The sequence below is a fragment of the Streptomyces sp. NPDC020958 genome (assembly GCF_055562175.1).
On the sequence record NZ_JBVHFU010000002.1, the window covers coordinates 381,569 to 406,003 of the forward strand.

The window sequence follows — 24,435 nt, forward strand, 5'->3', positions numbered from 1 at the left end:
ATGACACACCGCTTTCGCCCCTAGGATTCCACCTATCACCTCACCGGTCTCACTCGACAGGAAACCCATGAGCGACACTTCCCCCTACGGCTTCGAGCTTGTGCGGCGTGGGTACGACCGCGCTCAGGTGGACGAACGGATCTCCAAGCTCGTCTCCGACCGTGACAGCGCTCTCGCCCGCATCACCGCTCTGGAAAAGCGCATCGAGGAGCTCCACCTCGAGACGCAGAACGCCCAGGCCGCCGTGACCGACGCCGAGCCGTCGTACGCGGGTCTCGGCGCGCGTGTCGAGAAGATCCTCCGCCTCGCCGAGGAGGAGGCGAAGGACCTGCGCGAGGAGGCCCGACGGGCCGCCGAGCAGCACCGTGAGCTCGCCGAGTCGGCGGCCCAGCAGGTGCGCAACGACGCAGAATCGTTCGCTGCGGAGCGCAAGTCCAAGGCCGAGGACGAGGGCGTCCGGATCGTCGAGAAGGCCAAGAGCGACGCGTCGCAGCTGCGTGCCGAGGCCCAGAAGGACGCGCAGTCCAAGCGCGAGGAGGCGGACGCCCTCTTCGAGGAGACCCGCGCGAAGGCCGCGCAGGCCGCCGCCGACTTCGAGACGAACCTCGCGAAGCGCCGTGAGCAGTCCGAGCGTGACCTGGCGTCCCGTCAGCAGAAGGCCGAGAAGCGCCTCGCCGAGATCGAGCACCGCGCGGAGCAGCTCCGCCTGGAGGCCGAGAAGCTGCGCACGGACGCCGAGCGCCGGGCGCGCCAGACCGTCGAGACGGCGCAGCGTCAGGCCGAGGACATCGTCGCGGACGCGAACGCCAAGGCCGACCGCATCCGTTCGGAATCGGAGCGCGAGCTCGCCGCGCTGACGAACCGTCGCGACAGCATCAACGCCCAGCTGACCAACGTCCGCGAGATGCTGGCCACGCTGACGGGCGCCGCGGTGGCCGCGGCCGGCTCGCCGACCGAGGACGAGCCGATCTCCCGCGGGGTTCCGGCCCAGCAGTCCCGGTAATCCCCAGCGACAACGAAGGCCCGCATTCCCTCCGGGGGTGCGGGCCTCCGTCGTGAGATCCGCAGGCCCGGTGGGGGCTGGTCGCGCAGGTCCCCGCGCCCCTGAAGGGGCGTCCACCTGGCGCCCCTTCAGGGGCGCGGGGAACTGCGCGAGCAACCACCCACAACCCGCACCCGACCACGCTGCCCGCCCCCGCGGCGCCACTCCCCCGATTTCCACCCGCACACCCTCAGGGAGCCCTCCAAGTGGCAGCCCCCGCACCCCGGTCATAGCGTGACCGCATGATCGAGCTGGTGGGCCTGACCAAGCGCTACGGTGACAAGACGGCGGTCGACGACCTCACCTGCACCGTGCGGCCCGGCATAGTGACCGGCTTCCTCGGACCGAACGGCGCCGGGAAGTCCACCACCATGCGGATGATCCTCGGACTCGACCACCCCACGTCCGGCCGGGTGCGGATCGACGGCAGACGGTACGAGGAGCTCAAGGACCCGCTGACGTACCTGGGGGCGCTGCTCGACGCCAAGGGTGTGCACGGCGGCCGGAGCGCCTACCACCACCTGCTGTGCCTCGCGCAGAGCAACGGCATCCCGAAGACGCGCGTCGCCGAGGTGCTGGACACCGTGGGGCTCACGGCCGTGGCGAGGAAGAAGGCCAAGGGGTTCTCGCTCGGGATGGGGCAGCGGCTCGGGATCGCCGCGGCACTGCTCGGGGACCCCCGGATCCTGATGTTCGACGAGCCGGTGAACGGCCTCGACCCGGAGGGGATCCACTGGATCCGGACCCTGATGAAATCGCTGGCCGCCCAGGGACGGACCGTGTTCGTCTCCTCCCACCTGATGAGCGAGATGGCGCTGACCGCCGAGCACCTCGTCGTCATCGGGCAGGGCAGGCTGCTCGCCGACACCTCCATGGCGGATTTCATCCGGGCCAACTCACGGTCGTACGTCCGGGTCCGCTCCCCGCAGCGCGAGCGGCTGCTCGACGTGCTGCACCAGGCGGGGATCACCGTCGTGCAGACGGGCACCGGAGCGCTGGAGGCCGAGGGCGGGAAGGCCGAACCGATCGGGGAACTGGCCGCACAGCACGGGATCGTCCTGCACGAGCTGAGTGTTCAGCAGGCCTCGCTGGAGGAGGCGTTCATGCGACTGACCGCGGAGACCGTGGAGTACCACGCGCACGCCGACTCGCCCCCGGCGCCGCGGGGCTGGGGTGCCGGCTGGGACAGGGGGGCGTGAGATGGCGGTCGTGAGCCAGGTCGTGCGGTCCGAGTGGACCAAGATCCGGTCGGTCGCGTCCACGGTGTGGACGCTGTCCCTGGCCCTCGTGGTCACGGTGGCGCTCGGGACCCTGCTCTCCGCGCTGGCGAACAGTCAGTTCGGCAGCATGCCCGCGCGTGAGCGGCTCTCCTTCGACCCGACGAACATCAGCTTCGCGGGGATGACCCTCGGCCAGCTCGCGATGATCGTCTTCGGCGTGCTGGTGGTGTCCAACGAGTACAGCACCGGCATGATCCGCACCTCGCTGGCCGCCGTGCCGCGCCGCGGCATCTTCCTGTTCAGCAAGATCGGGGTGGCGGCGGCCCTGGTGCTGGCGGTCGGCACGGTGACCAGCTTCGCCGCGTTCTTCCTCGGGCAGGCGGTGCTCGGCTCGCACCGGGCGTACCTCGGTGACCCGGGGGTGCTGCGCGCCGTCGTCGGCGGCGGGCTCTACATGACGCTCATCGCGGTGTTCTCCATGGGCATGGCCACGATGCTGCGCTCGCCGATGCTGTCGCTGGGCATCCTGATGCCGTTCTTCTTCCTGATCTCCAACATCCTCGGCAACGTCGACGCCACCAAGAAGATCGGCCGGTTCCTGCCGGACCAGGCCGGCAGCCACGTCATGCAGGTGGTGCCGAGGGTCGGCGACGACGTCCCCTACGGCCCCTGGGGCGGGCTCGGGATCATGGCGCTGTGGGTGGCCGCCGCACTGGCCGGCGGGTACCTCCTGCTGAGGAAGCGCGATGCCCAGTGACCGTCCGGTGACCGTCCGGCTTTGCCAGATCTTGGTGGGAACCGTCAACGCCCCGATATCCTCCTAACCCTTACGGGGGCGTGTGCCCTGCTGTCCTGACCTTCCGATGGGTGCGGAGCATGATCGAGGCTGTCGGCCTGACCAAGCGATACGGCGACAAGACCGCCGTGTACAACCTTTCCTTCCAGGTACGGCCCGGGGCCGTCACCGGCTTCCTCGGGCCCAACGGCTCGGGCAAGTCGACGACCATGCGGATGATCCTGGGTCTGGACAACCCGACCGCCGGCTCGGTCACCATCGGCGGCTACCCGTACCGCAAACTGCCGAGCGCCGCCCGTCAGGTCGGCGCGCTGCTCGACGCCAAGGCCGTGCACGGCGGCCGGTCCGCCCGCAACCACCTGCTCTCGCTGGCCCAGCTGTCCGCGATCCCGGCCCGCCGGGTGGACGAGGTGCTCGGCGTGGTGGGCCTGCAGGACGTGGCCGGCAAGCGTTCCAAGGGTTTCTCGCTGGGCATGGGCCAGCGCCTGGGCATCGCCGCCGCGCTGCTCGGCGACCCCCAGGTGCTGCTCTTCGACGAGCCGGTCAACGGCCTCGACCCCGAGGGCATCCTGTGGGTGCGCAACCTGATGAAGTCCCTGGCGGCCGAGGGCCGTACGGTCTTCGTCTCCTCCCACCTGATGAGCGAGATGGCGCTGACCGCAGACCACCTCATCGTCATCGGGCGCGGCCAGCTGCTCGCGGACATGAGTGTGACCGACTTCATCTCCGCCAACTCCGCCGACTTCGCGAGGGTCCGCACCCCGGACACCGAGCCGCAGCTGCGCGAGAAGCTCACCTCGGCACTGACCGAGGCCGGCGGCCACGTGCTGCCCGAGCAGGACGGCGCGCTGCGGGTGACCGGCCTGCCGCTGCCGCGCATCGCCGACCTCGCGCACGGGGCGGACGTACGGCTGTGGGAGCTGTCCCCGCACCAGGCCTCCCTGGAGGAGGCGTACATGCGGATGACGCAGGGTGCCGTCGACTACCGGTCCACCACCGACGAGCTGGCGGGCTTCCAGCCGCCGCTGCCGCCGGGCGCGCAGCCGCCGATGCCGGTGCCCGGGCAGGGGCAGCCGGGCTGGTACGCCCCGCCGCCGCCCCAGCAGGGCGGCCGGCCCTTCCCCGGCGCGTACGGCGCCCCGGCGGCACCCGCGGGTCCGTACGGCGCCCCCGAGGTCCTCCAGGGCCCCTACGGCACCCAGAACCCCTACGCGGCCCCCGCACCCGGGCCGGTCCCGGCACCCGCGTCGCCGGCCGCCCCGGCACCCGCTCCCCCGGCCGCGCCCGCTCCCTCCTCCGCCCCCGCCGACCTGACCAAGCCCGAGGACGCCCGATGAGCACCCACCAGCCCGCGACGCCGCAGACGGTCCCGGCCGCGCCCGAGTGGCAGGCGGCACCCGGCGGCCCGCAGCCCGGCTACACCTCGCCGATCCCGGTGGTGCGCACCCACCTCGGGCACGCGATCGGTTCCGAGTGGACGAAGATCAGGTCGGTGCGTTCGACGATCTGGACGCTGGGTGTCTTCGTGGTCCTGGTGGTCGGCATCGGCCTGCTGGCCGGCGCCGTGGTCAGCAATGCCTCGTCGTCCTCCGACATGAGCGGGGAGAACCCGCTGTCGCTCGGCTTCTTCGGACTGCTGATCGGCAGCATGTGCATCATGACGCTGGGCGTGCTGACCACCGCCTCCGAGTACGGCACCGGCATGATCCGTACGACGACGGTCGCCTGTCCGTCGCGGATCCGGGTGCTCGCCGCGAAGGCGATCGTCTTCTTCGCGGTCGCCTTCGTGGTCACGCTCGCGGCCAGCGCGTTCGTCGCCATGGCCCAGGCCTCGATGCTGAGCGACACCGGCGCGCGGACCCCGACGAACACGGACTGGCTGAAGGCGACCGTGGGTGTCAGCTTCTACATGGCGCTGCTGGGCCTGGTCTCCCTGCTCGTCGGCTCGATCATCCGGCACTCCGCGGGGGCCATCACGATCATGATCGGCGTGCTGCTCGCCCCGCTGGTGATCGCGCTGTTCATGTTCTCGCAGTCGCTGGAGAAGGTGCGTACGGCCCTGTTCGAGTACTCGATCCCGAACCAGCTGAGCGTCTTCTACTCCAACTCGCTCGGCCAGGACGGCCCGTCGGGCTGGGACCCGCTGTGGATCATGCTGGTGGTGACCGCCGTGGCCTTCGGCGGCGCCTGCCTGCTGCTCGAGAAGCGGGACGTGTAACGGGACTTCGGCGACAGGCTTCAGAACTTCGGCGCGTTGCGGGACCGCTGCACCCGGGTGGTGCGGCGGTCCTTCGCGTTCCAGCAGGCCTTGTGCCAGTGCCGGCGCTCGTCGACGCCCGAGTGCTCCGGCCAGGCCACCACGTGCGGCACCCCGGAGGAAATCACCTGGTCGCAGCCCGGACAGCGGTACGTCTTGCCGACCGCGCTGGCGCCCGCCACATGCCGTACGCTCCACTCCTCGCCCTGCCAGCTCTCCGTGGACTGCCAGCCGCCGTAGCGGTCCGCGCGGTCGTCCTCGGCGCTCCGGCCGGACGAGGCCGCTGCGTTCGGGCCCTTGGGTCGGTTGCGACGCGGGGACACAGGACACCTCTCGGGGCTATACAGGAAGCACGGGCTGTGTCCAGCCTACGACGCACGCACAGGGGTACGCGTAGGGCGCCAACCCGCACAAGTCCCCCTTCAGGGCGACCGATTCTCCCGACAATCCGGAAATCTTTCCGCCAGACCGTGTCCTCGGCACGTGTCGGACGGTTATGCCCGGTGGGGGAGCTCCGGGTAGGAGCCAGGAAAGCAGGAAAGCGATGCGCGTAGGAAGTTTTGTGCTGGCCGCCCAGTTCCCGGGCCAGGGCCAGGGGGAGGCCCTGCACCGGGCGGTGCGGACGGCGGAGGTGTCCGAGGAGGCCGGTCTGGACGCGGTCTGGCTGGCCGAGCACCACTTCGTGCCGTACGGCACGTGCCCCTCGGCCATCACGCTGGCGGCCCTGCTGCTGGGCCGCACCCGGCGGCTGCGGGTCGGCACGGCGGTCAGTGTGCTGCCCACCGTGCACCCGGTCGCCCTCGGCGAACAGACCGCGCTGCTCCACGTGACGAGCGGCGGCCGCTTCACGCTCGGCGTGGGGCGGGGCGGACCGTGGGTGGACCTGGAGGTGTTCGGCTCCGGACTGGAGGCGTACGAGCACGGCTTCCCCGAATCACTCGATCTGCTGACGCGCTGGCTGCGCGAGCCGGCCGTGTCGGCCGACGGACCGCGCTTCTCCTTCCGTGAGGTCCCCGTCGTACCCCGCCCGTCCGAGGCGCTCACGGAGGACCTGGCGGAGGCTCCCGGCCCCGAGGTCGTGGTCGCCTGCACCTCGCCGTCGAGTGTCCGGCTGGCCGCCGAACGCGGGCTGCCGATGCTGCTCGGCATGCACGTGGGGGACGAGGAGAAGGCCGAGATGGTCGCGCTGTGGAAGCAGCACGCTCGGGCGGCCGGACGGCCCGGCGACGAGATCGCGGGGGCTGCCCACGTGTCGGCCGGCGTCTGCCAGATCGCGGACAGCCGCGCCGACGCCGCCGAGACGCTGACCAAGGCGATGCCCGGCTGGCTGAAGCAAGGGCTGGAGGCCCATGTGACGGTGGACGGCCGGATTCGCTCGATGCGCGACCCGCTCGCGTACACCGAACTGCTCTGCGGACTGCACCCGGTGGGCACTCCCCGGCTCTGCGCCGACCGGCTCGCCGCGACCTCCGAGCGGACCGGCATCTCCCGCTTCGCCCTGCTGACCGAGGGCTCCGGGGATCTCGCGGCCACGGAGGAGAACGTACGGCGGCTGGGCACCGAGGTACTCCCCCACCTCAGGTGACCCGGCCGCCGCGGGGAGCTTGCCGCTCCAGTGACTGTGATGCACCTCCCGCGTCCGGAGCGGCAAGCAAGCGGCTCACTGCCTCAGCAGTGGTGAAACACCGCGTCAGCAGTCCCGGAGTTCCGGTGACTGGTTGAGCAGCTGACTGCGCACCGAGGTGAAGCGGGCCAGCGTCTCGTCGACCGAGGCGTCCAGCGGGAACACCGCAACCCGGTGGCAGTTCTGGAAGGCCAGCCGCACACCGAAGTGCCGCTGCAGGGCGCCGCGTATGGCGTCACTCGCGAGCGCACGCAACAGCTGACCGCGTGCCTGCTCGTCCGGCGGGGGCGTCTGGTTGTCGGCGAACTGTCCGCCGTCCACCTTCAGCTGGGCCACCAGGGAGCTGATCATCTCCCACGCGTAGGGCAGGGAGGTCCGGACGCAGTCGACGAATTCTGCTTCGTCGACCTCGCCTCGCTCGGCCTGTTCGAGTAGGGCCGGTGAGACGTCGAGCGACATGGGTTCTCCTCTCGCACCCCCGAACAGCAGGGGTTGCCGGACAGATAAAGGGGGTTCGCGATACCGAACACGCTGAGTACACGCACCGCGACCTCCCGTTCCCTACGGTAGGCAACGGACGGTGACCCCACCAGGAGATTGCGTATATGCGACGGTCCCTTTAGGCACACAATCGGCCAGACTTGAACACAGGTGTGCAGGCGCCCCGTCAGGCTCCGGTCGCGGCGCTGCCCGAGCGAATCGCGTGGAGGGCGGGGCGTCGAGTAGCGTTGCCGACCATGCGTCTCGTCATCGCCCGGTGCTCCGTCGACTACGCCGGCCGGCTCACCGCCCACCTCCCCTCGGCTCCCCGTCTGATCCTGGTCAAGGCGGACGGCAGCGTCTCGATCCACGCCGACGACCGGGCCTACAAGCCCCTCAACTGGATGTCGCCGCCGTGCACGCTGAAGGAGGGGACCGGTGACGAGGAAGGCGTCTGGACCGTCGTGAACAAGGCGGGCGAGAAGCTCATCATCACCATGGAGGAGGTCCTGCACGACTCGTCGCACGAACTCGGCGTGGACCCGGGGCTGATCAAGGACGGCGTGGAAGCGCACCTCCAGGAGCTGCTGGCCGACCGCATCGAAACGCTCGGCGACGGTTACACGCTCATCCGGCGCGAGTACATGACCGCGATCGGCCCGGTGGACATCCTCTGCCGCGACGCCGAGGGGCAGACGGTGGCGATCGAGATCAAGCGCCGGGGTGAGATCGACGGCGTGGAACAGCTCACCCGGTACCTGGAACTCCTCAACCGCGACCCCCACCTGGCCCCGGTCCGCGGCATCTTCGCGGCCCAGGAGATCAAGCCCCAGGCGAAGGTCCTGGCGACCGACCGGGGCATCGGCTGCACGATCCTCGACTACGACGCCCTCCGAGGCATCGAGGACGACAAACTGCGCCTGTTCTGACCCGCCACGACGCCGGTGCCCCACTTCGAGTCCGCCGCGACGGCGCTCCACCACGGCGGTGCGGACCGGCGGTGCCGAACAGCTTCGGGCCGGTCCGGCACCGCCGAGCACCGCCGAGGCGGCTGAGCGCCGTCGCGGCGGTTCGGAGGGGCGGCGGGTACGCCCGAGGGCCGGTCTCCCGTGGAGACCGGCCCTCGGGCGTGGGTCAGATGACCGTGCCGGTGGAGGTGCCCGGGGTGACGCTGTCGGAGGGGCTGGACGTGGCGACCGACGGGGAGCCGGAGACGGGGCCGCTGGCGCTGTCCGTGGTGGACGGGGTGTCGGACGGCTCCGGTGAGGGCGAGCCCGACGGGCTCGCCGAAGGCGACTCGGAGGACTTCGTCGGGGTCGGTGACGGCGAGTGCGAGGTCGACCTCGTCGGCGACGGCGACGTGGACGGCGAGTGGGTCGTACCGCCGGAGCCCGACCCCTTCGTCCCCGTAGGCGTGTCCGAAGGGCTCACCGAGTCCGTCGGGGCCGTCGGGTCGTCCGAGGTGCCCAGGGAGCCGTCCGGGCCGGGGTTCGTCGGCCTGGTCGTCGGGGCGCCCTGGTTCGACGTGCCGGAGGTCTGCCCCGGGTCCGCCCCCGGGCCCCCGTCGCCCGTGCCCTCGCTCGCCGAAGGGTTGACGCTGACGTTGTTGGACGGGTTGTCGGCGTTGTCGTGGGAGGTCATGCCGAGGCCGACCACGGTGCCGAGGACCGCCGTGAGCAGGACGCCCGAGCCGACCGCCACCAGGTTGCGGCGGGCCATCCGGCCGAGCCCCGCGACACCGCCCCGGCCTACCGGCTCCTGCGCGACGCGTTGGGTGACGATCGTGTTCGAGGTCGGGGAGTGCACGGCGGGGAAGGGCCTGGTGACCCCGCCCGCCGGGGATATGGACTCCTCGTGCCGGGCGTCGGGGACCTCGTCGCCCGACATCGCCGCGAGGACGGGAAGCACCTCGCCCGAGCGGTCGGCGACCAGGGCCAGCGCACGCCGCCCGGCCGTCGTACCCCGCTTGTCGGACAGCGCGCCGCGCAGCCCGATCGACGCCTCCAGTTCCGCGCGGGCCCGGTCGAGCAGGCCGCCACAGAGCGCGAGTATGCCCAGCTCGTGGTGGAAGTAGGCCTGGTCGCCGACCTCACCGGCGAGCCGGGAGGCCTCGGCCCCGGCCCGCAGGGCGCGCTCCCAGGCGCTCCAGTGCAGCCCCGCGGCGAACGCGGGGGCGGCCGTACGGGCCAGTCGTACCGGCGTGGACTCCTCGCCCTCCGCGGGCGGCACCGCGGCCGGGACCACGACCGCCAGGGCGGCGAGGATCGCGTCGGCCTCGGCGCAGACCCGCTCGGGGGTGACGGACGGGTGCCCGGCCCACCAGGAGTAGTGCCGGGCGGCGGCGAGCGCCTGGGCCTCGATGTCGTCGGCGTATCCCGCGGCCTCCAGCTGCTGCTGGACGCCCGCGGCGAGGCGGTAGCGGGAGCCCACCGGGGACACCAGGCCGCAGCCCGCCAGTTCGCCGAGGGCCGCGTCCGCGTGGGTGTCGCCGACGAGGGCCGGCAGATGCGCCTGGTGCGGCACCTCGCCGCCGAGGGCGACCGCGAAGCGCAGGGTGGCACGGGCGGAGGCGCTGAGGCGGGCGGCGAGCAGCGGGGCGGGCGCGGCGGCCTCGCCGAGGGAGGGCAGCGGTGCCTCGTCGACGGCATCGGTGTCGAGGGGCGCGTCGGCCGGCAGGGCGTCCTCGAAGACGCCGAACTCGTCGACGGCGCCGGTGCTGGCGCGCCGCTGGTCGCGCTGCCGCAGCAGCGCGCCGGCCTGGACGAACCGCAGGGGCAGGCCCTCGGACTCGAACCAGAGGTCGCCCGCCCAGTTGGCCTCCTCCTCGCTGAGCACCCGGCCGACCGTGCGCTCCAGGATGTCCACTCCCCCGGCCCGGTCCAGGCCGCCGAGGACGACCTCCTCGACGGCGGAGTCGGCGGACGGCGCCGGCACGTCCGGGGTGGCGCCGAGCAGGAAGGCGCACTCGGGGGTGGCGTCGATCAGCTCGTCGAGCCCGGCGCCGCCGAACTCGAGGTCGTCGACGACGACGACCGCGCCGATGTCCCGGACCAGTTCGCGGAGCTCCTCGTGGTCCGGGCGGTACTCGGGCGCCTTGTGGACGGCGTGGAAGAGGTCGCGCAGGAGGTCCTCGGGTGCCCGGTGGAAGCCCGTGAGGCGTACCACGCCGTCGGGGGCGAGGTCGGAGCAGTCGTCGGCGACCAGGTCGAGGAGCGCGGTGCGGCCGGAGCCCGCGGGGCCGGTGAGGCGTACGGAGCGGCCGCGGGCGAGGAGTCGGACGAGCCGCTCGCGGTCGTCCTGGCGCTCCAGGAGCGGCAGGACGGGCCGGGCGGGGCCGGGCGGTACCGGCGGCAGGGCGGCGCGCTCGTACTCGGCGCGCTCGGCGGCGGTGCGCTTCTCCGGTCGTCCGGGGCGTTCGGTCGGCGGGCAGGGTTCTATCTCGCTGCCGTCGACCGGGTTCACCGTGAGCAGGAAGTCGCCGGTGACCAGCCGCGCCGTGCGGGCGAGCGGCGGCGCGCTCTGGCCGAAGTCGTTGGTCAGGGATTCCCTGGGCGGGCGCTGGCGCGGCGTGGTGCCGTCGCTGTCATGGCCGTACGCCTCGGGTCCCGTGTTGATCGGGTCCATAGGTTCCTAGCCCCCCAAAAGCGTCGTGTGCCGTGCATACCGGCCCCTCCCGGCCTGTTGCACACTGCGCTGTCGCTTCTGGTCCGGGCCCGCGCTCGAAGGGTGGCAAGGCAGCGGGCGACCGAACCTTAAACCTTCGCACAGTATCTACGACAGTCCGGGGTGCCGTGCCGTCCGAGACGTCACAGTCTCATGAGGATTGCACCTGACGTGGGCCGATGACCCGATACCCGCAGGGGGCGGTGTCACACGCGGGGCAGCGACTCCACTCCGATGCCCCCCTCGATCGCCAGGATCCGGTGCAGCCGGGTGGCCACCAGCAGGCGCTGCATCTGCGGGGGTACCCCGCGCAGCACCAGGCGGCGGCCGCAGCGGCCGGCCCGCCGGTGAGCCCCCATGATCACGCCGAGTCCGGTGGCGTCCCAGGAGTCCAGCTCGGACAGGTCCAGCACCAGGTCGCCGACTCCGTCGTCGACGGCCGTGTGCAGGACCGTGCGGGCGTCCGCCGCGCTGCGGACGTCGAGGCGGCCCCCGACGACCAGCTCGGCGTGGTCGCCCCTGATGTACATATGCGCTCCCCGAGAGTGCGTGTCCTACTCCGTGAAAAGTGCTGTCCGTTGATGCAACCTCTGACGGCGTTCACCGGTCAGAGGTTGCCATCTGTAAGCGAACCGATACCGAATTCACCCCAGCGGGTGAAGCATCCGGGGGCCGATGGATCAGTACGTGTAGAAGCCCTGCCCGCTCTTGCGTCCGATGTCACCGGCGTCAACCATCCGGCGCATCAGCTCCGGCGGGGCGAACTTCTCGTCCTGGGACTCGGTGTAGATGTTGCCGGTGGCGTGCAGCAGGATGTCGACGCCGGTGAGGTCGGCCGTGGCCAGCGGGCCCATGGCGTGACCGAAGCCCAGCTTGCAGGCCAGGTCGATGTCCTCGGCCGTGGCGACGCCCGACTCGTAGAGCTTGGTGGCCTCGACGACGAGCGCCGAGATCAGCCGGGTCGTCACGAAGCCGGCGACGTCCCGGTTGACGACGATGCAGGTCTTGCCGGTGGACTCGGCGAACTCCCGCGCGGTGGCGAGGGTTTCGTCGCTCGTCTTGTAGCCGCGGACCAGCTCGACGAGCTGCATCATCGGCACCGGCGAGAAGAAGTGGACACCGACGACCCGCTCGGGGTGCTCGGTGGCCGCCGCGATCTTGGTGATCGGGATGGCGGAGGTGTTGGAGGCGAGGACGGTCTCCGGGCGCACGATCTTGTCGAGCGCACGGAAGATCTCGTGCTTGACTTCCAGCTTCTCGAAGACGGCCTCGACCACGATGTCCGCGTCGGCGGCCGCGTCCAGGTCGGTGGTCGTGGTGATGCGGGCCAGGGCGGTGTCGGCGTCGTGCGCCTCCAGCTTCCCCTTGCTCACGAACTTGTCGTAGGAGGCCTGGATACCGCCGACGGCACGGTCCAGCGCCTCGTCGGTGACGTCCCGCAGGACCACGTCCCAGCCGGCCTGGGCGGCGACCTGGGCGATGCCCGAACCCATCAGGCCGGCACCGATGACGGCAAGCTTCCGTGCCACTCCGCTCCCCTTACACGCTGTTTAGGTATGCCTCTTGGCCGGACCCTAGCGCCGGGAGCGCCCGGGAGAGCCGGTAAGTAATGCGTGTCACGGTCTCAGGGGGTGAGACAACCGTCACGTCCCGTCAGGCGACCGCGTCGGCACGGGTCATTCAGCGTCCCGCACGGCGTAGTTGAGGACCCGCTCGCTCAACAGGTCCTCCATGTCGTCGAGGAGGACCAGTACCTCCCGGGAGACTTCGCGTGGATCGCGCGCCTTGACCATTTCGCGTCCGATGACCGCCATGACCGTACTGTGCACCCAGCCGAGCTGACCGGCGATCAGCTCGGGCATCGGGTCGTCGGCCGCGGCGCCGGTCTCCTCGCGCAGGGCGCCTTCGAGGTTGGCCTGGACCTCCTGCCCGATCGCCCACAGCCGGGAGCGCAGCGCGGGCGCGTCCTCGATGACGCGCATGAAGGCGGAGTACCCGGGGATCAGGCCGACCCGGGGCGACACCGCCTCGACCTCCTCGCGCAACTCCCGCAGGACGGCGGCGGCGGCGGACTCGCCTTGGTGCCGTCCGCGCACCCAGCGGGCCAGCCGGTCGACCACCCCGGCGGAACGGTCGAAGAAGAGGTCCTCCTTCGCCGGGAAGTAGTTGTAGACGGTGTTGACGGAGACATCGGCGGTCGCGGCGATCTCCGCGACCGTCACGGCGTCGAAGCCGCGCTCGACGAACAGGCCCGTGGCGACATCGGAGATGTACTGCCGGGTCTGCCGCTTCTTCCGCTCCCTGAGCCCTTCCGTCATGCCCGCATCGTAACCGTACCTGGGCTCCCTCAAATTTTGGGGACATTGCAAATTTTCAGAGACTCTGTTTTTCTGGGCGGCATGACAGCAGTCATCAGCGCGGCCGGACTGGCCCGCACCTTCCAGACCAGAAGCGGCCCGGTGGAGGCCGTGCGCGGGGTCGACCTCACCGTCCGCGAGGGCGAGATCCTCGGCTTCCTCGGCCCGAACGGCGCCGGCAAGACCACCACCCTGCGCATGCTCACGACCCTGCTCGCGCCGACCGGGGGCACCGCCTCGGTGGCCGGCTGCGACCTGGCGACCGATCCGGCCGGAGTGCGGCGCGCGTGCGGATACGTGGCACAGTCGGGCGGGGTCGACACGAACATCGGCGTCCGGGAGGAACTCGTCACCCAGGGCCGCCTCTACCGCCTGACCAAGGCCCGGGCGGCCGCCCGGGCCCGGGAACTGGCGGACGACCTGGGCTTCGCCGACCTGCTCGACCGCAAGTGCGGCGCGCTCTCCGGCGGTCAGCGGCGGCGCCTCGACATCGCGATGGCCCTCACCCACCGCCCGGACGTGCTCTTCCTCGACGAGCCGACGACCGGCCTGGACCCGGGCAGCCGGGCCGACCTGTGGGACGTGGTCCGCCGGCTGCGCGCCGAGCACGGCACCACCGTCTTCCTGACCACCCACTACCTGGACGAGGCCGACGCCCTCGCCGACCGCCTGGTCGTCGTCGACCAGGGCGTGGTCGTGGCCGAGGGCACGCCGAGCGCCCTCAAGCTCCGGTACGGCGGCTCGATCGACGCGAGCCTCCAGGACACCTTCCTCGCCATCACCGGCCGCGGGCCCTCCCCGGCCGACGCGACCCCCGTAGCCGTATAGGAACCCGGAAGACATGCTGCTCCACGACACCGGCCTCATCTACGGCCGCTACCTGCGCCAGTCCCTGCGCTCCCGCTTCGCCCTGCTCTTCGGCGTGCTGATGCCGTTGCTGTACCTGCTGTTCTTCGGGCCGCTGCTGACGCGTCTGCCGTTGGGCTCCCGCGGCACCAGCTGGCAGGTGCTCGTCCCGGGCCTGCTGCTGCAACTGGGCCTGTTCGGGGCCTCGTTCGCCGGATTCGCGGTCATCATCGAGAACGGCCAGGGCGTGGTGGAGCGGATGCGCGTGACGCCCGTCAGCCGTCTCGCGCTGCTGCTGGGCCGGGTCCTGCGCGACGCGACGGTCTTCGTCTTCCAGGCAGTGCTGCTCGTGCTCGCTGCGGTACTGATGGGCCTGCGCGCCCCGCTGCCCGGCATCCTGATCGGATTCGCCTTCGTGGCCCTGCTGACCGTCTCGCTGGCGTCGCTGTCGTACGCGCTGGCCTTCAAGGTCCGCACGCCGCAGGAGTTCGGGCCGATGATCAATGCCCTGACCATGCCGTCCATGCTGCTGTCCGGCCTGATGCTCCCGATGACGCTGGCGCCGGACTGGCTGGACGTCCTGTCCCACTTCGTGCCGTTCCGCTACCTGGTGGACGCGGTACGGGACGCGTACGTCGGCTCGTACACGACCGCCCACATGCTGTACGGCGCGCTGGTGGCCCTCGGCTTCTCGGCACTCGCCGTGACGGTGGGCACACGCGTCTTCCGCACGGCCGGAGCGTAACTAGGCTGGTCACATGGTCAATCTGACGCGCATCTACACCAGGACCGGCGACCAGGGCACCACCGCCCTCGGGGACATGAGCCGGGTCGCCAAGACCGATCTCCGGATCTCGGCCTACGCGGACGCCAACGAGGCGAACGCGGTGATCGGGACGGCGATCGCGCTGGGCGGGCTGGACGAGGAACTGGTCGCCGTCCTCACCCGGGTGCAGAACGACCTGTTCGACGTGGGCGCCGACCTGTCGACGCCGGTGGTGGAGAACCCGCAGTTCCCGCCGCTGCGGGTGGAGCAGTTCTACGTCGACCGGCTGGAGGCGGACTGCGACCGCTTCAACGAGCGCCTGGAGAAACTGCGCTCCTTCATCCTGCCGGGCGGCACCCCGGGCGCGGCCCTGCTGCACCAGGCCTGCACGGTGGTACGGCGGGCCGAGCGATCGACGTGGGCCGCCCTGGAGGCGCACGGCGAGACGATGAACCCGCTGACGGCGACCTATCTCAACCGGCTGTCGGACCTGCTGTTCATCCTGGCCCGCACGGCCAACAAGGACACCGGTGACGTGCTGTGGGTACCGGGCGGGGAGCGGTAGTCCCCGTCCCCGCAGGGGAGTTGGGGAGCGGCCTCGGTGTCGCGAAGGTGGTCCAGACCTATTGACCGGTGGTCCAGACCTTTCTATTCTCGCGGCACCATGGGCATGAAGGCTCAGTCATGCCCACGTCACCCCGACGAAGAGGGAGGCGCAGCATGCGCTTCAGACACAGAGCCGCGGCAGGGTTCGCGACCCTGTTGCTCCCGCTGGCCGGTCTGGTCGGCCTCGCGAGCCCCGCCCAGGCCGCGACGACCGCGACCGCGACCTTCACCAAGACCTCGGACTGGGGCACCGGCTTCGGCGGCCAGTGGACCGTCAAGAACACCGGGACCGCCGCGATCAGTTCCTGGACCGTCGAATGGGACTTCCCGTCCGGGACCTCGGTGACCTCCGCCTGGGACGCCGACGTCACCTCCTCCGGCACCCACTGGACCGCCAAGAACAAGTCCTACGACGGCACCCTCGCCCCCGGTGCCTCCGTCTCCTTCGGCTTCAACGGGGCCGGCTCCGGATCGCCCAGCAACTGCCTGGTCAACGGCGGAAGTTGTGACGGGGGCAGCACCAACCCCGGCGACTCGGCCCCGTCCGCACCCGGCACCCCCACCGCCTCGGGCATCACCGACACCTCGGTGAAGCTGAACTGGTCGGCGGCCACCGACGACAAGGGCGTCAAGAACTACGACGTGCTGCGCGACGGCAAGGTCGTCTCCACGGTCACCACCACCTCGTACACCGACACGGGTCTCACGGCCGGCACCGACTACTCGTACGCCGTCCAGGCCCGGGACACCGCGAACCAGACCGGCCCGGTCAGCGGCGCGGTCGCGGTGCACACCACGGGCGGCACGACCACTCCCCCGACCACCGGTGACAAGGTCAAGCTCGGCTACTTCACCGAGTGGGGCATCTACGGCCGCAACTACAACGTCAAGAACCTGGTGACGTCCGGTTCCGCCGCGAAGATCACACACATCAACTACGCCTTCGGCAACGTCACCAACGGCCAGTGCGCGATCGGCGACGCCTACGCGGACTACCAGAAGACGTTCACCGCCGACCAGTCGGTCAGCGGCGTCGCCGACACCTGGGACCAGCCGCTGGCCGGCAACTTCAACCAGCTGCGCGAGCTGAAGGCCAAGTACCCGAACCTCAAGATCCTGTGGTCCTTCGGCGGCTGGACCTGGTCCGGCGGCTTCGCGCAGGCGGCGGCCAACCCGACCGCGTTCGCGGACTCCTGCTACAACCTGGTCAAGGACCCCCGCTGGGCCGACGTCTTCGACGGCATCGACATCGACTGGGAGTACCCGAACGCCTGTGGACTGAGCTGCGACACCAGCGGCTCGGCGGCCTTCAGGAACGTGATGGCCGCGCTGCGCGCCAAGTTCGGCTCCAGTGCCCTGGTCACCGCGGCCACCACCGCCGACGGCTCGGCCGGCGGCAAGATCGAGGCCGCCGACTACGCGGGCGCCGCACAGTACGTCAACTGGTACAACGTGATGACGTACGACTTCTTCGGCGCCTGGGACGCCTCCGGCCCGACCGCCCCGCACTCCCCGCTCACCTCGTACACCGGCATCCCGAAGGCGGGCTACACCACCGCCGACGCGATGGCCAAGTTCAAGGCGATCGGGGTGCCCGCGAGCAAGCTGCTGATCGGGATCGGGTTCTACGGACGCGGCTGGACCGGTGTCACCCAGGACGCCCCGGGCGGCACGGCCACCGGACCCGCGGCGGGCACCTACGAGCAGGGCATCGAGGACTACAAGGTCCTCAAGACGTCCTGCCCGGCCACCGGCACGGTCGCAGGCACGGCGTACGCCCACTGCGGCAGCAACTGGTGGTCGTACGACACCCCGTCGACGATCGCCGGGAAGATGAGCTGGGCGAAGTCCCAGGGCCTCGGCGGCGCGTTCTTCTGGGAGTTCAGCGGCGACACCAGCAACGGCGAACTGGTGAGCGCCATCAGCTCCGGGCTGTCATAGAAGAACCACTAAGCAACATTCACGCGCTGACCGGGCGGGGCTGCTTCCAGCCACGCGAGGAATCCGGTCAGCGCGTCTTCGCTCATCGCGAGTTCGAGGCGGGTGCCCCGATGGGTACAGGAGAGGATCACGGCGTCGGAGAGCAGCGCCAGTTCCTCCTCCCCCTCGGGAAGCCGGCGGCCGGCCACCTCGATCTGGGCGCGCTCCAGGACCCGGCGGGGGCGGTAGGCGTAGGAGAAGACCCGGTACCACTCGACGCTGTCGCCGTTGTAGCGGGCGACGCCGTAGCTCCAGCCCTTGCCGTTGGCGTCGGGTTTCTCAGGGATGTCCCAGCGGAGCGAACAGTCGAAGGTGCCGCCGGAGCGCTGGATCAGTCTGCGGCGCAGACCGAAGAGGAACAGTCCCGCCACCACCAGCGCGACCACGATTCCAGCCACAGTCAGAGCGAGGACCATCGGCACCGACCTCCCCGTCTCCTAGGTAATGGAACGTAAAAAGACCCAGATCTACCTCAGCCGCGGCTGGGACCCGAAGGTCCCAGCCGCGGCTGGATGACGTCATTGCACAGCGTGCGGTGTCAGCGTGCGGTCGCCGCCCGCAGGCGGACGTCGGCGCGCCGCTCGGCGGTGGCGTCGCCCTCCGCCTTCGCACGCTCCAGCTCCCGCTCGACGCGCTGGACGTCGATCTCGTCCGACAGCTCGGCGATCTCGGCCAGCAGCGACAGCTTGTTGTCCGCGAACGAGATGAAACCGCCGTGCACCGCGGCGACGACCGTGGTGCCTTCACTCGTACGGATGGTCACCGGGCCCGACTCCAGCACACCGAGCAGCGGCTGGTGACCGGGCATGACGCCGATGTCGCCGGACGTGGTGCGCGCGACGACCAGGGTGGCCTCGCCGGACCAGACCTCTCGGTCGGCCGCGACCAGCGCGACGTGCAGCTCAGCAGCCAAGGTGGCTCCTCGGGTCACCACCCGGCAGGGGGTGCCGGGTGTTGGGGTCAATTCTAAGGGGCGTGAGAGAGGGGGCGGGACGCGCCCGCCCCCTCCGTCAGAGCACGGGGCTCAGGAGACGCCCAGCTCCTTGGCGTTGGCCTTGAGGTCCTCGATGCCACCGCACAGGAAGAACGCCTGCTCCGGGAAGTGGTCGTACTCGCCGTCGATGATCGCGTTGAACGCGGCGATCGACTCGTCCAGCGGGACGTCCGACCCGTCGACGCCGGTGAACTGCTTGGCGACGTGGGTGTTCTGGGACAGGAAGCGCTCCACGCGACGGGCGCGGTGGACGGTGAGCTTGTCCTCCTCGCCCAGCTCGTCGATACCGAGGATCGCGATGATGTCCTGGAGGTCCTTGTACTTCTGGAGGACCGTCTTCACCCGCATGGCGCAGGCGTAGTGGTCCGCCGCGATGTACCGCGGGTCCAGGATCCGGGACGTGGAGTCCAGCGGGTCCACGGCCGGGTAGATGCCCTTCTCCGAGATCGGACGGGAGAGCACCGTCGTCGCGTCGAGGTGGGCGAAGGTGGTGGCCGGAGCCGGGTCGGTCAGGTCGTCCGCGGGGACGTAGATCGCCTGCATCGAGGTGATCGAGTGACCACGGGTCGAGGTGATGCGCTCCTGGAGGAGACCCATCTCGTCGGCCAGGTTCGGCTGGTAGCCCACCGCGGAGGGCATCCGGCCGAGCAGCGTCGAGACCTCGGAACCGGCCTGCGTGAAGCGGAAGATGTTGTCGATGAAGAACAGCACGTCCTGCTTCTGGACGTCACGGAAGTACTCGGCCATGGTGAGGCCGGCCAGCGCGACGCGCAGACGGGTGCCCGGGGGCTCGTCCATCTGGCCGAAGACCAGGGCGGTCTTGTCGATGACGCCCGAGTCGGTCATCTCCTCGATGAGGTCGTTGCCCTCACGGGTGCGCTCGCCGACACCGGCGAACACGGAGACACCGTCGTGGTTGTTGGCGACGCGGTAGATCATCTCCTGGATGAGCACCGTCTTGCCGACGCCGGCACCGCCGAACAGACCGATCTTGCCACCCTTGACGTACGGGGTGAGCAGGTCGATGACCTTGACGCCGGTCTCGAACATCTCGGTCTTCGACTCGAGCTCGTCGAATTTCGGGGCCTTGCGGTGGATGGACCAGCGCTCGCCCGTGTACTGCTCGTCGACGTTCAGCACCTCACCGAGGGTGTTGAACACCTTGCCCTTGGTGAAGTCGCCGACCGGGACGGTGATGCCGTCGCCGGTGTCGGTGACCGGGGCCTGGCGGACCAGACCGTCGGTGGGCTGCATGGAGATGGTGCGGACCAGGCCGTCACCCAGGTGCTGGGCGACCTCCAGGGTCAGCGTCTTCTTCTCGCCGGCGTTGGCCGGGTCGGCCACCTCGACGTGAAGGGCGTTGTAGATGTCCGGCATCGCGTCGACGGGGAACTCCACGTCGACGACCGGGCCGATGACCCGGGCGACGCGGCCCGTGGCCGTCGCGGTCTCAACAGTGGTGGTCATTTATCGGTCACTCCCCGCGGTCGCGTCGGCCAGGGCGCTGGCGCCTCCGACGATCTCGCTGATTTCCTGGGTGATTTCGGCCTGGCGGGCCGCGTTGGCAAGACGGGAGAGCGTGTTGATCAGCTCGCCCGCGTTGTCGGTGGCCGACTTCATCGCGCGCCGCGTGGCGGCGTGCTTCGAAGCCGCCGACTGGAGCAGCGCGTTGTAGATGCGGCTCTCCACGTAGCGCGGCAGCAGGGCGTCGAGGACGTCCTCCGCCGAGGGCTCGAAGTCGTACAGCGGGAGGATCTCGTCGCCCTTGGCGGCGCCCTCCTCCGCGACCTCTTCGAGGCGCAGCGGCAGCAGCCGGGCGTCGAGCGCCGTCTGCGTCATCATCGACACGAACTCGGTGTAGACGATGTGGAGCTCGTCCACCCCGCCGTCCGCCGTCTCCGTCTCGATGGCCTCGATCAGCGGCGCCGCGACCTTCTTGGCGTCCGCGTACGAAGGCTCGTCGGTGAAGCCCGACCACGACTCCACGACCTTGCGCTCGCGGAAGTTGTAGTGGGCCAGACCGCGACGGCCGACGATGTAGGTGTCGACCTCCTTGCCCTCGGCCTCGAGGCGCGCCGTCAGCTGCTCGGCGGCCTTGATCGCGTTGGAGTTGAAGGCGCCGGCGAGACCGCGGTCGCTCGTCAGGAGCAGCACCGCGGAACGCGTCGGCGTCTCCGCCTCGGTCGTCAGCGGGTGCTTGGTGTTCGACCCGGTACCGACCGCCGTGACCGCGCGGGTGAGCTCGGTCGCGTACGGCGCGGAGGCCCGCACCTTGCGCTGCGCCTTGACGACACGCGAGGCGGCGATCATCTCCATCGCCTTGGTGATCTTCTTGGTCGCGGTGACGGATCGGATGCGACGCTTGTAGACCCGGAGCTGGGCTCCCATGAGTCAGGTCCCTTCCTTACGTCACTTGGCCGCGGCCGGGGCGTCCTCGCCGAGAAGCTTGCCGTCCGAGGTCTCGAACTGCTTCTTGAACTCGGCGATCGCGTCGGCGACAGCGGTGAGGGTGTCGTCCGACATCTTGCCGCCCTCCTTGATGGAGGTCATGAGGCCCTGCTCCTTGCGGTGCAGGTACTCGAGCAGCTCCTTCTCGAAGCGGCGGATGTCGGCGACCGGGACGTCGTCCATCTTGCCGGTGGTACCGGCCCACACGGAGACGACCTGGTCCTCGGTCGGCATCGGCTGGTACTGGGCCTGCTTGAGCAGCTCGACCAGACGCTGACCACGCTCCAGCTGCGACTTCGACGCGGCGTCCAGGTCGGAACCGAAGGCGGCGAACGCCTCCAGCTCGCGGTACTGGGCCAGGTCCAGACGCAGTCGGCCGGAGACCTGCTTCATCGCCTTGTGCTGGGCGGAACCGCCGACTCGGGAGACGGAGATACCGACGTTCAGCGCGGGGCGCTGACCGGCGTTGAACAGGTCCGACTCCAGGAAGCACTGGCCGTCGGTGATGGAGATGACGTTGGTCGGGATGAACGCCGAGACGTCGTTGGCCTTGGTCTCGACGATCGGCAGACCGGTCATCGAGCCGGCACCCATGTCGTCGGAGAGCTTGGCGCAGCGCTCCAGCAGACGGGAGTGCAGGTAGAAGACGTCACCCGGGTAGGCCTCACGGCCCGGCGGGCGGCGCAGCAGCAGCGACACGGCGCGGTAGGCGTCGGCCTGCTTCGACAGGTCGTCGAAGATGATCAGGACGTGCTTGCCGTCGTACATCCAGTGCTGGCCGATGGCCGAGCCGGTGTACGGCGCCAGGTACTTGAAGCCGGCCGGGTCGGACGCCGGGGCGGCGACGATGGTCGTGTACTCCAGCGCGCCGGCCTCTTCGAGGGCGCCACGCACGGAGGCGATGGTCGAGCCCTTCTGGCCGATGGCGACGTAGACGCAGCGGACCTGCTTCTTCGGGTCGCCCGAGCGCCAGTTGTCGCGCTGGTTGATGATGGTGTCGACGGCCAGGGCGGTCTTGCCGGTCTGGCGGTCGCCGATGATCAGCTGACGCTGGCCGCGGCCGACCGGGGTCATGGCGTCGACGGCCTTGTAGCCGGTCTCCATCGGCTCGTGCACCGACTTACGGGCCATGACGCCCGGAGCCTGCAGCTCCAGGGCACGGCGGCCGGACGTCTCGATCTCGCCGAGGCCGTCGATCGGGTTGCCGAGCGGGTCGACGACGCGGCCGAGGTAGCCCTCGCCGACCGCGACGGAGAGGACCTCACCGGTGCGCTGCACCGGCTGGCCCTCCTCGATGCCGCTGAACTCACCGAGGACGATGGCGCCGATCTCGCGCTCTTCCAGGTTCAGCGCGAGGCCGAGGGTGCCGTCCTCGAACTTCAGCAGTTCGTTGGCCATGGCCGAGGGAAGACCCTCGACCTTCGCGATGCCGTCGCCGGCAAGGGTGACCGTACCGACCTCCTCGCGCGAGGCCGCGTCCGGCTGGTACGACTGGACGAAGTTCTCCAGCGCGTCCCGGATCTCCTCCGGCCGGATCGTGAGCTCCGCCATCTGGGTTCCCTGCTCTCCTTGTTGGGCCCGAAGTTTCACTTGGGGGGTCTGGGGGCGACCCCCAGGATTCTTCTGCACACCGGCCCAACCAGGGCCGTAAGTACGTACTGACTCTTGAGTTGGGTGCTAGCTCGCCATGCGGCGGGCCGCGTCCTCGAGCCGGTCCGCGATCGAACCGTTGATGACCTCGTCACCGACCTGCACCCGGATCCCGCCGACGACGTCGGGGTCGACGTCGAGGTTCAGGTGCATCGTGCGGCCGTAGAGCTTCGCGAGGGCGGCGCCCAGGCGCTGCTTCTGCGGCTCGCTCAGCGGGACCGCCGAGGTGACGACGGCGACGACGCGGTTGCGGCGCTCCGCGGCGAGCTTGGACAGGGCCTCCAGGCCCGCTTCCAGGCTACGTCCCCGCGGCGCGGTCACAAGGCGCGTGACCAGACGCTCGGTGACCGGCTTGGCCCGGCCGCCGAGCAGCCGGTGCAGCAGCTCGATCTTGGCGGCGCCGGTCGCCTTGCGGTCGGTGAGCGCGGCGCGCAGTTCGGTGCTGGAGGAGACGATCCGGCCGAAGCGGAACAGCTCGTCCTCGACGTCGTCCAGCGTGCCCGACTTCTGCGCGGCGGTGAGGTCGGCGACGTCCGCCAGCTCCTCCAGCGCGTCCACCAGGTCGCGGGACTGCGACCAGCGGGAGCGGACCAGACCGGCCACCACGTCGGCGGTGGTCCCGGAGACCTGCCCGCCGATCAGGCGGCGGACCAGCTCGGCCTTGGCCTCGCCGGACTGCGCCGGGTCGGTGAGGACCCGACGCAGGCCCGCCTCGCGGTCGAGCAGCGCGGTGACGGCCGCCAGCTCGTCGGCGAGCCGCGTCGCGTCCACGGACACGGAGTCCGTCAGCGCGTCGAGACGCTCGCGTCCGGCTGCCAGGGCCTCGCGGCTCGCTCCGTGCGCTGTCATCGAGCCGCCTCGGCCTTCTCCTCGAGTTCGTCGAGGAAGCGGTCGATGACGCGGCTCTGCCGGGCGTGGTCCTGGAGGGACTCGCCGACGAGCTTGCCGGCCAGGTCGGTGGCCAGCTGGCCGACGTCCTGACGCAGTGCCTGCGCGGCCGACTTGCGGTCGGCCTCGATCTGGGCGTGCCCGGCGGCGACGATCTCCTCACGCTGCCGCTGGCCCTCGGCGCGCATCTCGGCGATGAGCGCGGCGCCCTGCTCCTGAGCCTCCTGGCGCAGGCGCGCGGCCTCGTGACGGGCCTCGGCCAGCTGCGCCTTGTACTGCTCAAGGACGCTCTGGGCCTCGGTCTGCGCGGCCTCGGCCTTCTCGATACCGCCCTCGATCGCCTCGCGGCGCTGCTCCAGAACCTTGTTGATGTTCGGAAGGAGCTTCTTGGCGAGGAAGCCGAAGACGATGACGAAGGCGATGAGGCCGATGACGAGCTCTGGGATCGGCGGGATGAGGGGGTTTTCGGCCTCCTCCGCCGCCAGCTGAACCAGGGGGCTCATATCAGTGCCTTTCGTCTAAAAGTGCGCGACGGTCGGGTCAGGAGGCCGGGTAGACGAACGGCATGACCAGACCGATCAGGGCGAGCGCCTCACAGAAGGCGAAGCCGAGGATCTGGTTGGCGCGGATGAGGCCGGCGGCCTCGGGCTGACGGGCGAGCGCCTGCGTGCCGTTGCCGAAGATGATGCCGATACCGACGCCCGGGCCGATCGCCGCGAGGCCGTAACCGATGGAACCGAGGTTGCCCTTGATCTGGACGCCGGCGGCAATGGTTTCGAGAGCGGACATGCCGGTTCTTCCTTCTCTTTCAATGACCG

The 24,435-nt window shown here is 70.4% G+C and carries 25 protein-coding genes; 11 read left to right on the forward strand and 14 right to left on the reverse strand.

Going from position 1 to position 24,435, the window contains the following annotated elements; all coding sequences use genetic code 11:
* Nucleotides 1–67: 67 nt before the first annotated feature.
* The 5 genes from ACZ3KP_RS07550 to ACZ3KP_RS07570 all read left to right on the forward strand — a co-directional run bounded on the left by ACZ3KP_RS07550 (nucleotide 68) and on the right by ACZ3KP_RS07570 (nucleotide 5,276).
* A complete protein-coding gene (locus ACZ3KP_RS07550) occupies nucleotides 68–1,003 on the forward strand; it encodes a coiled-coil domain-containing protein (RefSeq protein ID WP_132888928.1) in 936 nt (311 codons plus the stop codon).
* 281 nt (nucleotides 1,004–1,284) lie between these two features.
* Nucleotides 1,285–2,241 (forward strand): ATP-binding cassette domain-containing protein, encoded by a 957-nt coding sequence (locus tag ACZ3KP_RS07555; RefSeq protein ID WP_467497227.1) that lies wholly within the window; start codon nucleotides 1,285–1,287, stop codon nucleotides 2,239–2,241.
* Between the two features lies 1 nt (nucleotide 2,242).
* Nucleotides 2,243–3,019 (forward strand): ABC transporter permease, encoded by a 777-nt coding sequence (locus ACZ3KP_RS07560; RefSeq protein WP_467497229.1) that lies wholly within the window; start codon nucleotides 2,243–2,245, stop codon nucleotides 3,017–3,019.
* 119 nt (nucleotides 3,020–3,138) lie between these two features.
* Nucleotides 3,139–4,395 (forward strand): ABC transporter ATP-binding protein, encoded by a 1,257-nt coding sequence (locus tag ACZ3KP_RS07565; protein WP_467497231.1) that lies wholly within the window; start codon nucleotides 3,139–3,141, stop codon nucleotides 4,393–4,395.
* Nucleotides 4,392–5,276 (forward strand): ABC transporter permease, encoded by an 885-nt coding sequence (locus tag ACZ3KP_RS07570; protein WP_467497233.1) that lies wholly within the window; start codon nucleotides 4,392–4,394, stop codon nucleotides 5,274–5,276. The genes ACZ3KP_RS07565 and ACZ3KP_RS07570 overlap by 4 nt, the downstream gene beginning before the upstream one ends.
* Nucleotides 5,277–5,296: 20 nt before the next feature.
* Here ACZ3KP_RS07570 and ACZ3KP_RS07575 read toward each other — a convergent pair whose 3' ends face one another.
* On the reverse strand, nucleotides 5,297–5,638 hold the full coding sequence (locus tag ACZ3KP_RS07575) for an ATP/GTP-binding protein (protein WP_467497235.1): 342 nt from the start codon (nucleotides 5,636–5,638) through the stop codon (nucleotides 5,297–5,299).
* 221 nt (nucleotides 5,639–5,859) lie between these two features.
* Between ACZ3KP_RS07575 and ACZ3KP_RS07580 the strand changes: the two genes are divergently transcribed.
* Nucleotides 5,860–6,900, forward strand: coding sequence for an LLM class flavin-dependent oxidoreductase (locus ACZ3KP_RS07580; RefSeq protein ID WP_467497237.1), 1,041 nt, complete (start codon nucleotides 5,860–5,862; stop codon nucleotides 6,898–6,900).
* A 105-nt stretch (nucleotides 6,901–7,005) separates the two neighbouring features.
* Here ACZ3KP_RS07580 and ACZ3KP_RS07585 read toward each other — a convergent pair whose 3' ends face one another.
* Nucleotides 7,006–7,398: an SCO5389 family protein gene (locus ACZ3KP_RS07585; protein WP_046734776.1), complete on the reverse strand. Its 393-nt coding sequence runs from the start codon at nucleotides 7,396–7,398 to the stop codon at nucleotides 7,006–7,008.
* 278 nt (nucleotides 7,399–7,676) lie between these two features.
* Between ACZ3KP_RS07585 and nucS the strand changes: the two genes are divergently transcribed.
* Entirely contained in the window at nucleotides 7,677–8,348 is a 672-nt protein-coding gene (nucS, locus tag ACZ3KP_RS07590) for an endonuclease NucS (protein WP_358987176.1), read from the forward strand.
* 205 nt (nucleotides 8,349–8,553) lie between these two features.
* Here the strand turns inward: nucS and ACZ3KP_RS07595 are convergent, their stop codons facing one another.
* The 4 genes from ACZ3KP_RS07595 to ACZ3KP_RS07610 form a co-directional block, all read right to left on the reverse strand.
* Nucleotides 8,554–11,043 (reverse strand): ATP-binding protein, encoded by a 2,490-nt coding sequence (locus ACZ3KP_RS07595; RefSeq protein WP_467497240.1) that lies wholly within the window; start codon nucleotides 11,041–11,043, stop codon nucleotides 8,554–8,556.
* Nucleotides 11,044–11,288: 245 nt separating this feature from the next.
* Complete coding sequence (locus ACZ3KP_RS07600) at nucleotides 11,289–11,612, reverse strand: STAS domain-containing protein (RefSeq protein WP_053753244.1); 324 nt, start codon at nucleotides 11,610–11,612, stop codon at nucleotides 11,289–11,291.
* Between the two features lie 150 nt (nucleotides 11,613–11,762).
* A complete protein-coding gene (locus ACZ3KP_RS07605) occupies nucleotides 11,763–12,611 on the reverse strand; it encodes a 3-hydroxyacyl-CoA dehydrogenase family protein (RefSeq protein WP_132888919.1) in 849 nt (282 codons plus the stop codon).
* Nucleotides 12,612–12,758: 147 nt separating this feature from the next.
* Nucleotides 12,759–13,400 (reverse strand): TetR/AcrR family transcriptional regulator, encoded by a 642-nt coding sequence (locus ACZ3KP_RS07610; RefSeq protein WP_467497243.1) that lies wholly within the window; start codon nucleotides 13,398–13,400, stop codon nucleotides 12,759–12,761.
* A gap of 81 nt (nucleotides 13,401–13,481) precedes the next feature.
* On the opposite strand from ACZ3KP_RS07610, the gene ACZ3KP_RS07615 reads away from it, so the two are divergent.
* The 4 genes from ACZ3KP_RS07615 (at nucleotide 13,482) to ACZ3KP_RS07630 (ending at nucleotide 17,598) form a co-directional block, all read left to right on the forward strand.
* Nucleotides 13,482–14,267: an ABC transporter ATP-binding protein gene (locus tag ACZ3KP_RS07615; protein ID WP_467497245.1), complete on the forward strand. Its 786-nt coding sequence runs from the start codon at nucleotides 13,482–13,484 to the stop codon at nucleotides 14,265–14,267.
* 13 nt (nucleotides 14,268–14,280) lie between these two features.
* Nucleotides 14,281–15,030 carry an ABC transporter permease gene (locus ACZ3KP_RS07620; protein ID WP_467497247.1) on the forward strand — a complete coding sequence of 250 codons (750 nt, stop codon included), beginning with the start codon at nucleotides 14,281–14,283 and terminating at the stop codon, nucleotides 15,028–15,030.
* A gap of 13 nt (nucleotides 15,031–15,043) precedes the next feature.
* A complete protein-coding gene (locus ACZ3KP_RS07625; protein ID WP_366893424.1) occupies nucleotides 15,044–15,616 on the forward strand; it encodes a cob(I)yrinic acid a,c-diamide adenosyltransferase in 573 nt (190 codons plus the stop codon).
* Between the two features lie 155 nt (nucleotides 15,617–15,771).
* Complete coding sequence (locus ACZ3KP_RS07630) at nucleotides 15,772–17,598, forward strand: glycosyl hydrolase family 18 protein (RefSeq protein WP_467497250.1); 1,827 nt, start codon at nucleotides 15,772–15,774, stop codon at nucleotides 17,596–17,598.
* Between the two features lie 8 nt (nucleotides 17,599–17,606).
* Here ACZ3KP_RS07630 and ACZ3KP_RS07635 read toward each other — a convergent pair whose 3' ends face one another.
* The 8 genes from ACZ3KP_RS07635 to atpE all read right to left on the reverse strand — a co-directional run bounded on the left by ACZ3KP_RS07635 (nucleotide 17,607) and on the right by atpE (nucleotide 24,406).
* Nucleotides 17,607–18,053, reverse strand: coding sequence for a DUF2550 domain-containing protein (locus ACZ3KP_RS07635; protein WP_467497252.1), 447 nt, complete (start codon nucleotides 18,051–18,053; stop codon nucleotides 17,607–17,609).
* A gap of 122 nt (nucleotides 18,054–18,175) precedes the next feature.
* A complete protein-coding gene (locus tag ACZ3KP_RS07640) occupies nucleotides 18,176–18,550 on the reverse strand; it encodes a F0F1 ATP synthase subunit epsilon (RefSeq protein ID WP_132888912.1) in 375 nt (124 codons plus the stop codon).
* Nucleotides 18,551–18,661: 111 nt separating this feature from the next.
* A complete protein-coding gene (gene atpD, locus ACZ3KP_RS07645; protein ID WP_467497255.1) occupies nucleotides 18,662–20,098 on the reverse strand; it encodes a F0F1 ATP synthase subunit beta in 1,437 nt (478 codons plus the stop codon).
* On the reverse strand, nucleotides 20,099–21,019 hold the full coding sequence (locus ACZ3KP_RS07650; protein ID WP_132888910.1) for a F0F1 ATP synthase subunit gamma: 921 nt from the start codon (nucleotides 21,017–21,019) through the stop codon (nucleotides 20,099–20,101). It abuts the gene before it with no gap.
* Between the two features lie 21 nt (nucleotides 21,020–21,040).
* The gene (gene atpA / locus ACZ3KP_RS07655) at nucleotides 21,041–22,630 is read right to left on the reverse strand and encodes a F0F1 ATP synthase subunit alpha (protein WP_132888909.1); all 1,590 of its coding nucleotides are present in this window, start codon (nucleotides 22,628–22,630) and stop codon (nucleotides 21,041–21,043) included.
* A gap of 126 nt (nucleotides 22,631–22,756) precedes the next feature.
* Nucleotides 22,757–23,578: a F0F1 ATP synthase subunit delta gene (locus ACZ3KP_RS07660; RefSeq protein ID WP_467497258.1), complete on the reverse strand. Its 822-nt coding sequence runs from the start codon at nucleotides 23,576–23,578 to the stop codon at nucleotides 22,757–22,759.
* Nucleotides 23,575–24,120: a F0F1 ATP synthase subunit B gene (locus ACZ3KP_RS07665; RefSeq protein WP_132888907.1), complete on the reverse strand. Its 546-nt coding sequence runs from the start codon at nucleotides 24,118–24,120 to the stop codon at nucleotides 23,575–23,577. The genes ACZ3KP_RS07660 and ACZ3KP_RS07665 overlap by 4 nt, the downstream gene beginning before the upstream one ends.
* Before the next feature lie 37 nt (nucleotides 24,121–24,157).
* Entirely contained in the window at nucleotides 24,158–24,406 is a 249-nt protein-coding gene (atpE, locus tag ACZ3KP_RS07670) for an ATP synthase F0 subunit C (RefSeq protein ID WP_132888906.1), read from the reverse strand.
* Between the last annotated feature and the right edge of the window lie 29 nt (nucleotides 24,407–24,435).

What these genes read in the sequence shown, in the direction of transcription:
- ACZ3KP_RS07660 (WP_467497258.1), bottom strand. Translation starts at nt 23,578, where the DNA reads ATGACAGCGCACGGAGCGAGCCGCGAGGCCCTGGCAGCCGGACGCGAG.
- ACZ3KP_RS07610 (WP_467497243.1), bottom strand. Translation starts at nt 13,400, where the DNA reads ATGACGGAAGGGCTCAGGGAGCGGAAGAAGCGGCAGACCCGGCAGTAC.
- ACZ3KP_RS07625 (WP_366893424.1), top strand. Translation starts at nt 15,044, where the DNA reads ATGGTCAATCTGACGCGCATCTACACCAGGACCGGCGACCAGGGCACC.
- ACZ3KP_RS07550 (WP_132888928.1), top strand. Translation starts at nt 68, where the DNA reads ATGAGCGACACTTCCCCCTACGGCTTCGAGCTTGTGCGGCGTGGGTAC.
- nucS (WP_358987176.1), top strand. Translation starts at nt 7,677, where the DNA reads ATGCGTCTCGTCATCGCCCGGTGCTCCGTCGACTACGCCGGCCGGCTC.
- ACZ3KP_RS07615 (WP_467497245.1), top strand. Translation starts at nt 13,482, where the DNA reads ATGACAGCAGTCATCAGCGCGGCCGGACTGGCCCGCACCTTCCAGACC.
- atpD (WP_467497255.1), bottom strand. Translation starts at nt 20,098, where the DNA reads ATGACCACCACTGTTGAGACCGCGACGGCCACGGGCCGCGTCGCCCGG.
- ACZ3KP_RS07595 (WP_467497240.1), bottom strand. Translation starts at nt 11,043, where the DNA reads ATGGACCCGATCAACACGGGACCCGAGGCGTACGGCCATGACAGCGAC.
- atpE (WP_132888906.1), bottom strand. Translation starts at nt 24,406, where the DNA reads ATGTCCGCTCTCGAAACCATTGCCGCCGGCGTCCAGATCAAGGGCAAC.
- ACZ3KP_RS07620 (WP_467497247.1), top strand. Translation starts at nt 14,281, where the DNA reads ATGCTGCTCCACGACACCGGCCTCATCTACGGCCGCTACCTGCGCCAG.
- ACZ3KP_RS07560 (WP_467497229.1), top strand. Translation starts at nt 2,243, where the DNA reads ATGGCGGTCGTGAGCCAGGTCGTGCGGTCCGAGTGGACCAAGATCCGG.
- ACZ3KP_RS07570 (WP_467497233.1), top strand. Translation starts at nt 4,392, where the DNA reads ATGAGCACCCACCAGCCCGCGACGCCGCAGACGGTCCCGGCCGCGCCC.
- ACZ3KP_RS07665 (WP_132888907.1), bottom strand. Translation starts at nt 24,120, where the DNA reads ATGAGCCCCCTGGTTCAGCTGGCGGCGGAGGAGGCCGAAAACCCCCTC.
- ACZ3KP_RS07565 (WP_467497231.1), top strand. Translation starts at nt 3,139, where the DNA reads ATGATCGAGGCTGTCGGCCTGACCAAGCGATACGGCGACAAGACCGCC.
- ACZ3KP_RS07635 (WP_467497252.1), bottom strand. Translation starts at nt 18,053, where the DNA reads ATGGTCCTCGCTCTGACTGTGGCTGGAATCGTGGTCGCGCTGGTGGTG.
- atpA (WP_132888909.1), bottom strand. Translation starts at nt 22,630, where the DNA reads ATGGCGGAGCTCACGATCCGGCCGGAGGAGATCCGGGACGCGCTGGAG.
- ACZ3KP_RS07555 (WP_467497227.1), top strand. Translation starts at nt 1,285, where the DNA reads ATGATCGAGCTGGTGGGCCTGACCAAGCGCTACGGTGACAAGACGGCG.
- ACZ3KP_RS07650 (WP_132888910.1), bottom strand. Translation starts at nt 21,019, where the DNA reads ATGGGAGCCCAGCTCCGGGTCTACAAGCGTCGCATCCGATCCGTCACC.
- ACZ3KP_RS07585 (WP_046734776.1), bottom strand. Translation starts at nt 7,398, where the DNA reads ATGTCGCTCGACGTCTCACCGGCCCTACTCGAACAGGCCGAGCGAGGC.
- ACZ3KP_RS07630 (WP_467497250.1), top strand. Translation starts at nt 15,772, where the DNA reads ATGCGCTTCAGACACAGAGCCGCGGCAGGGTTCGCGACCCTGTTGCTC.
- ACZ3KP_RS07580 (WP_467497237.1), top strand. Translation starts at nt 5,860, where the DNA reads ATGCGCGTAGGAAGTTTTGTGCTGGCCGCCCAGTTCCCGGGCCAGGGC.
- ACZ3KP_RS07600 (WP_053753244.1), bottom strand. Translation starts at nt 11,612, where the DNA reads ATGTACATCAGGGGCGACCACGCCGAGCTGGTCGTCGGGGGCCGCCTC.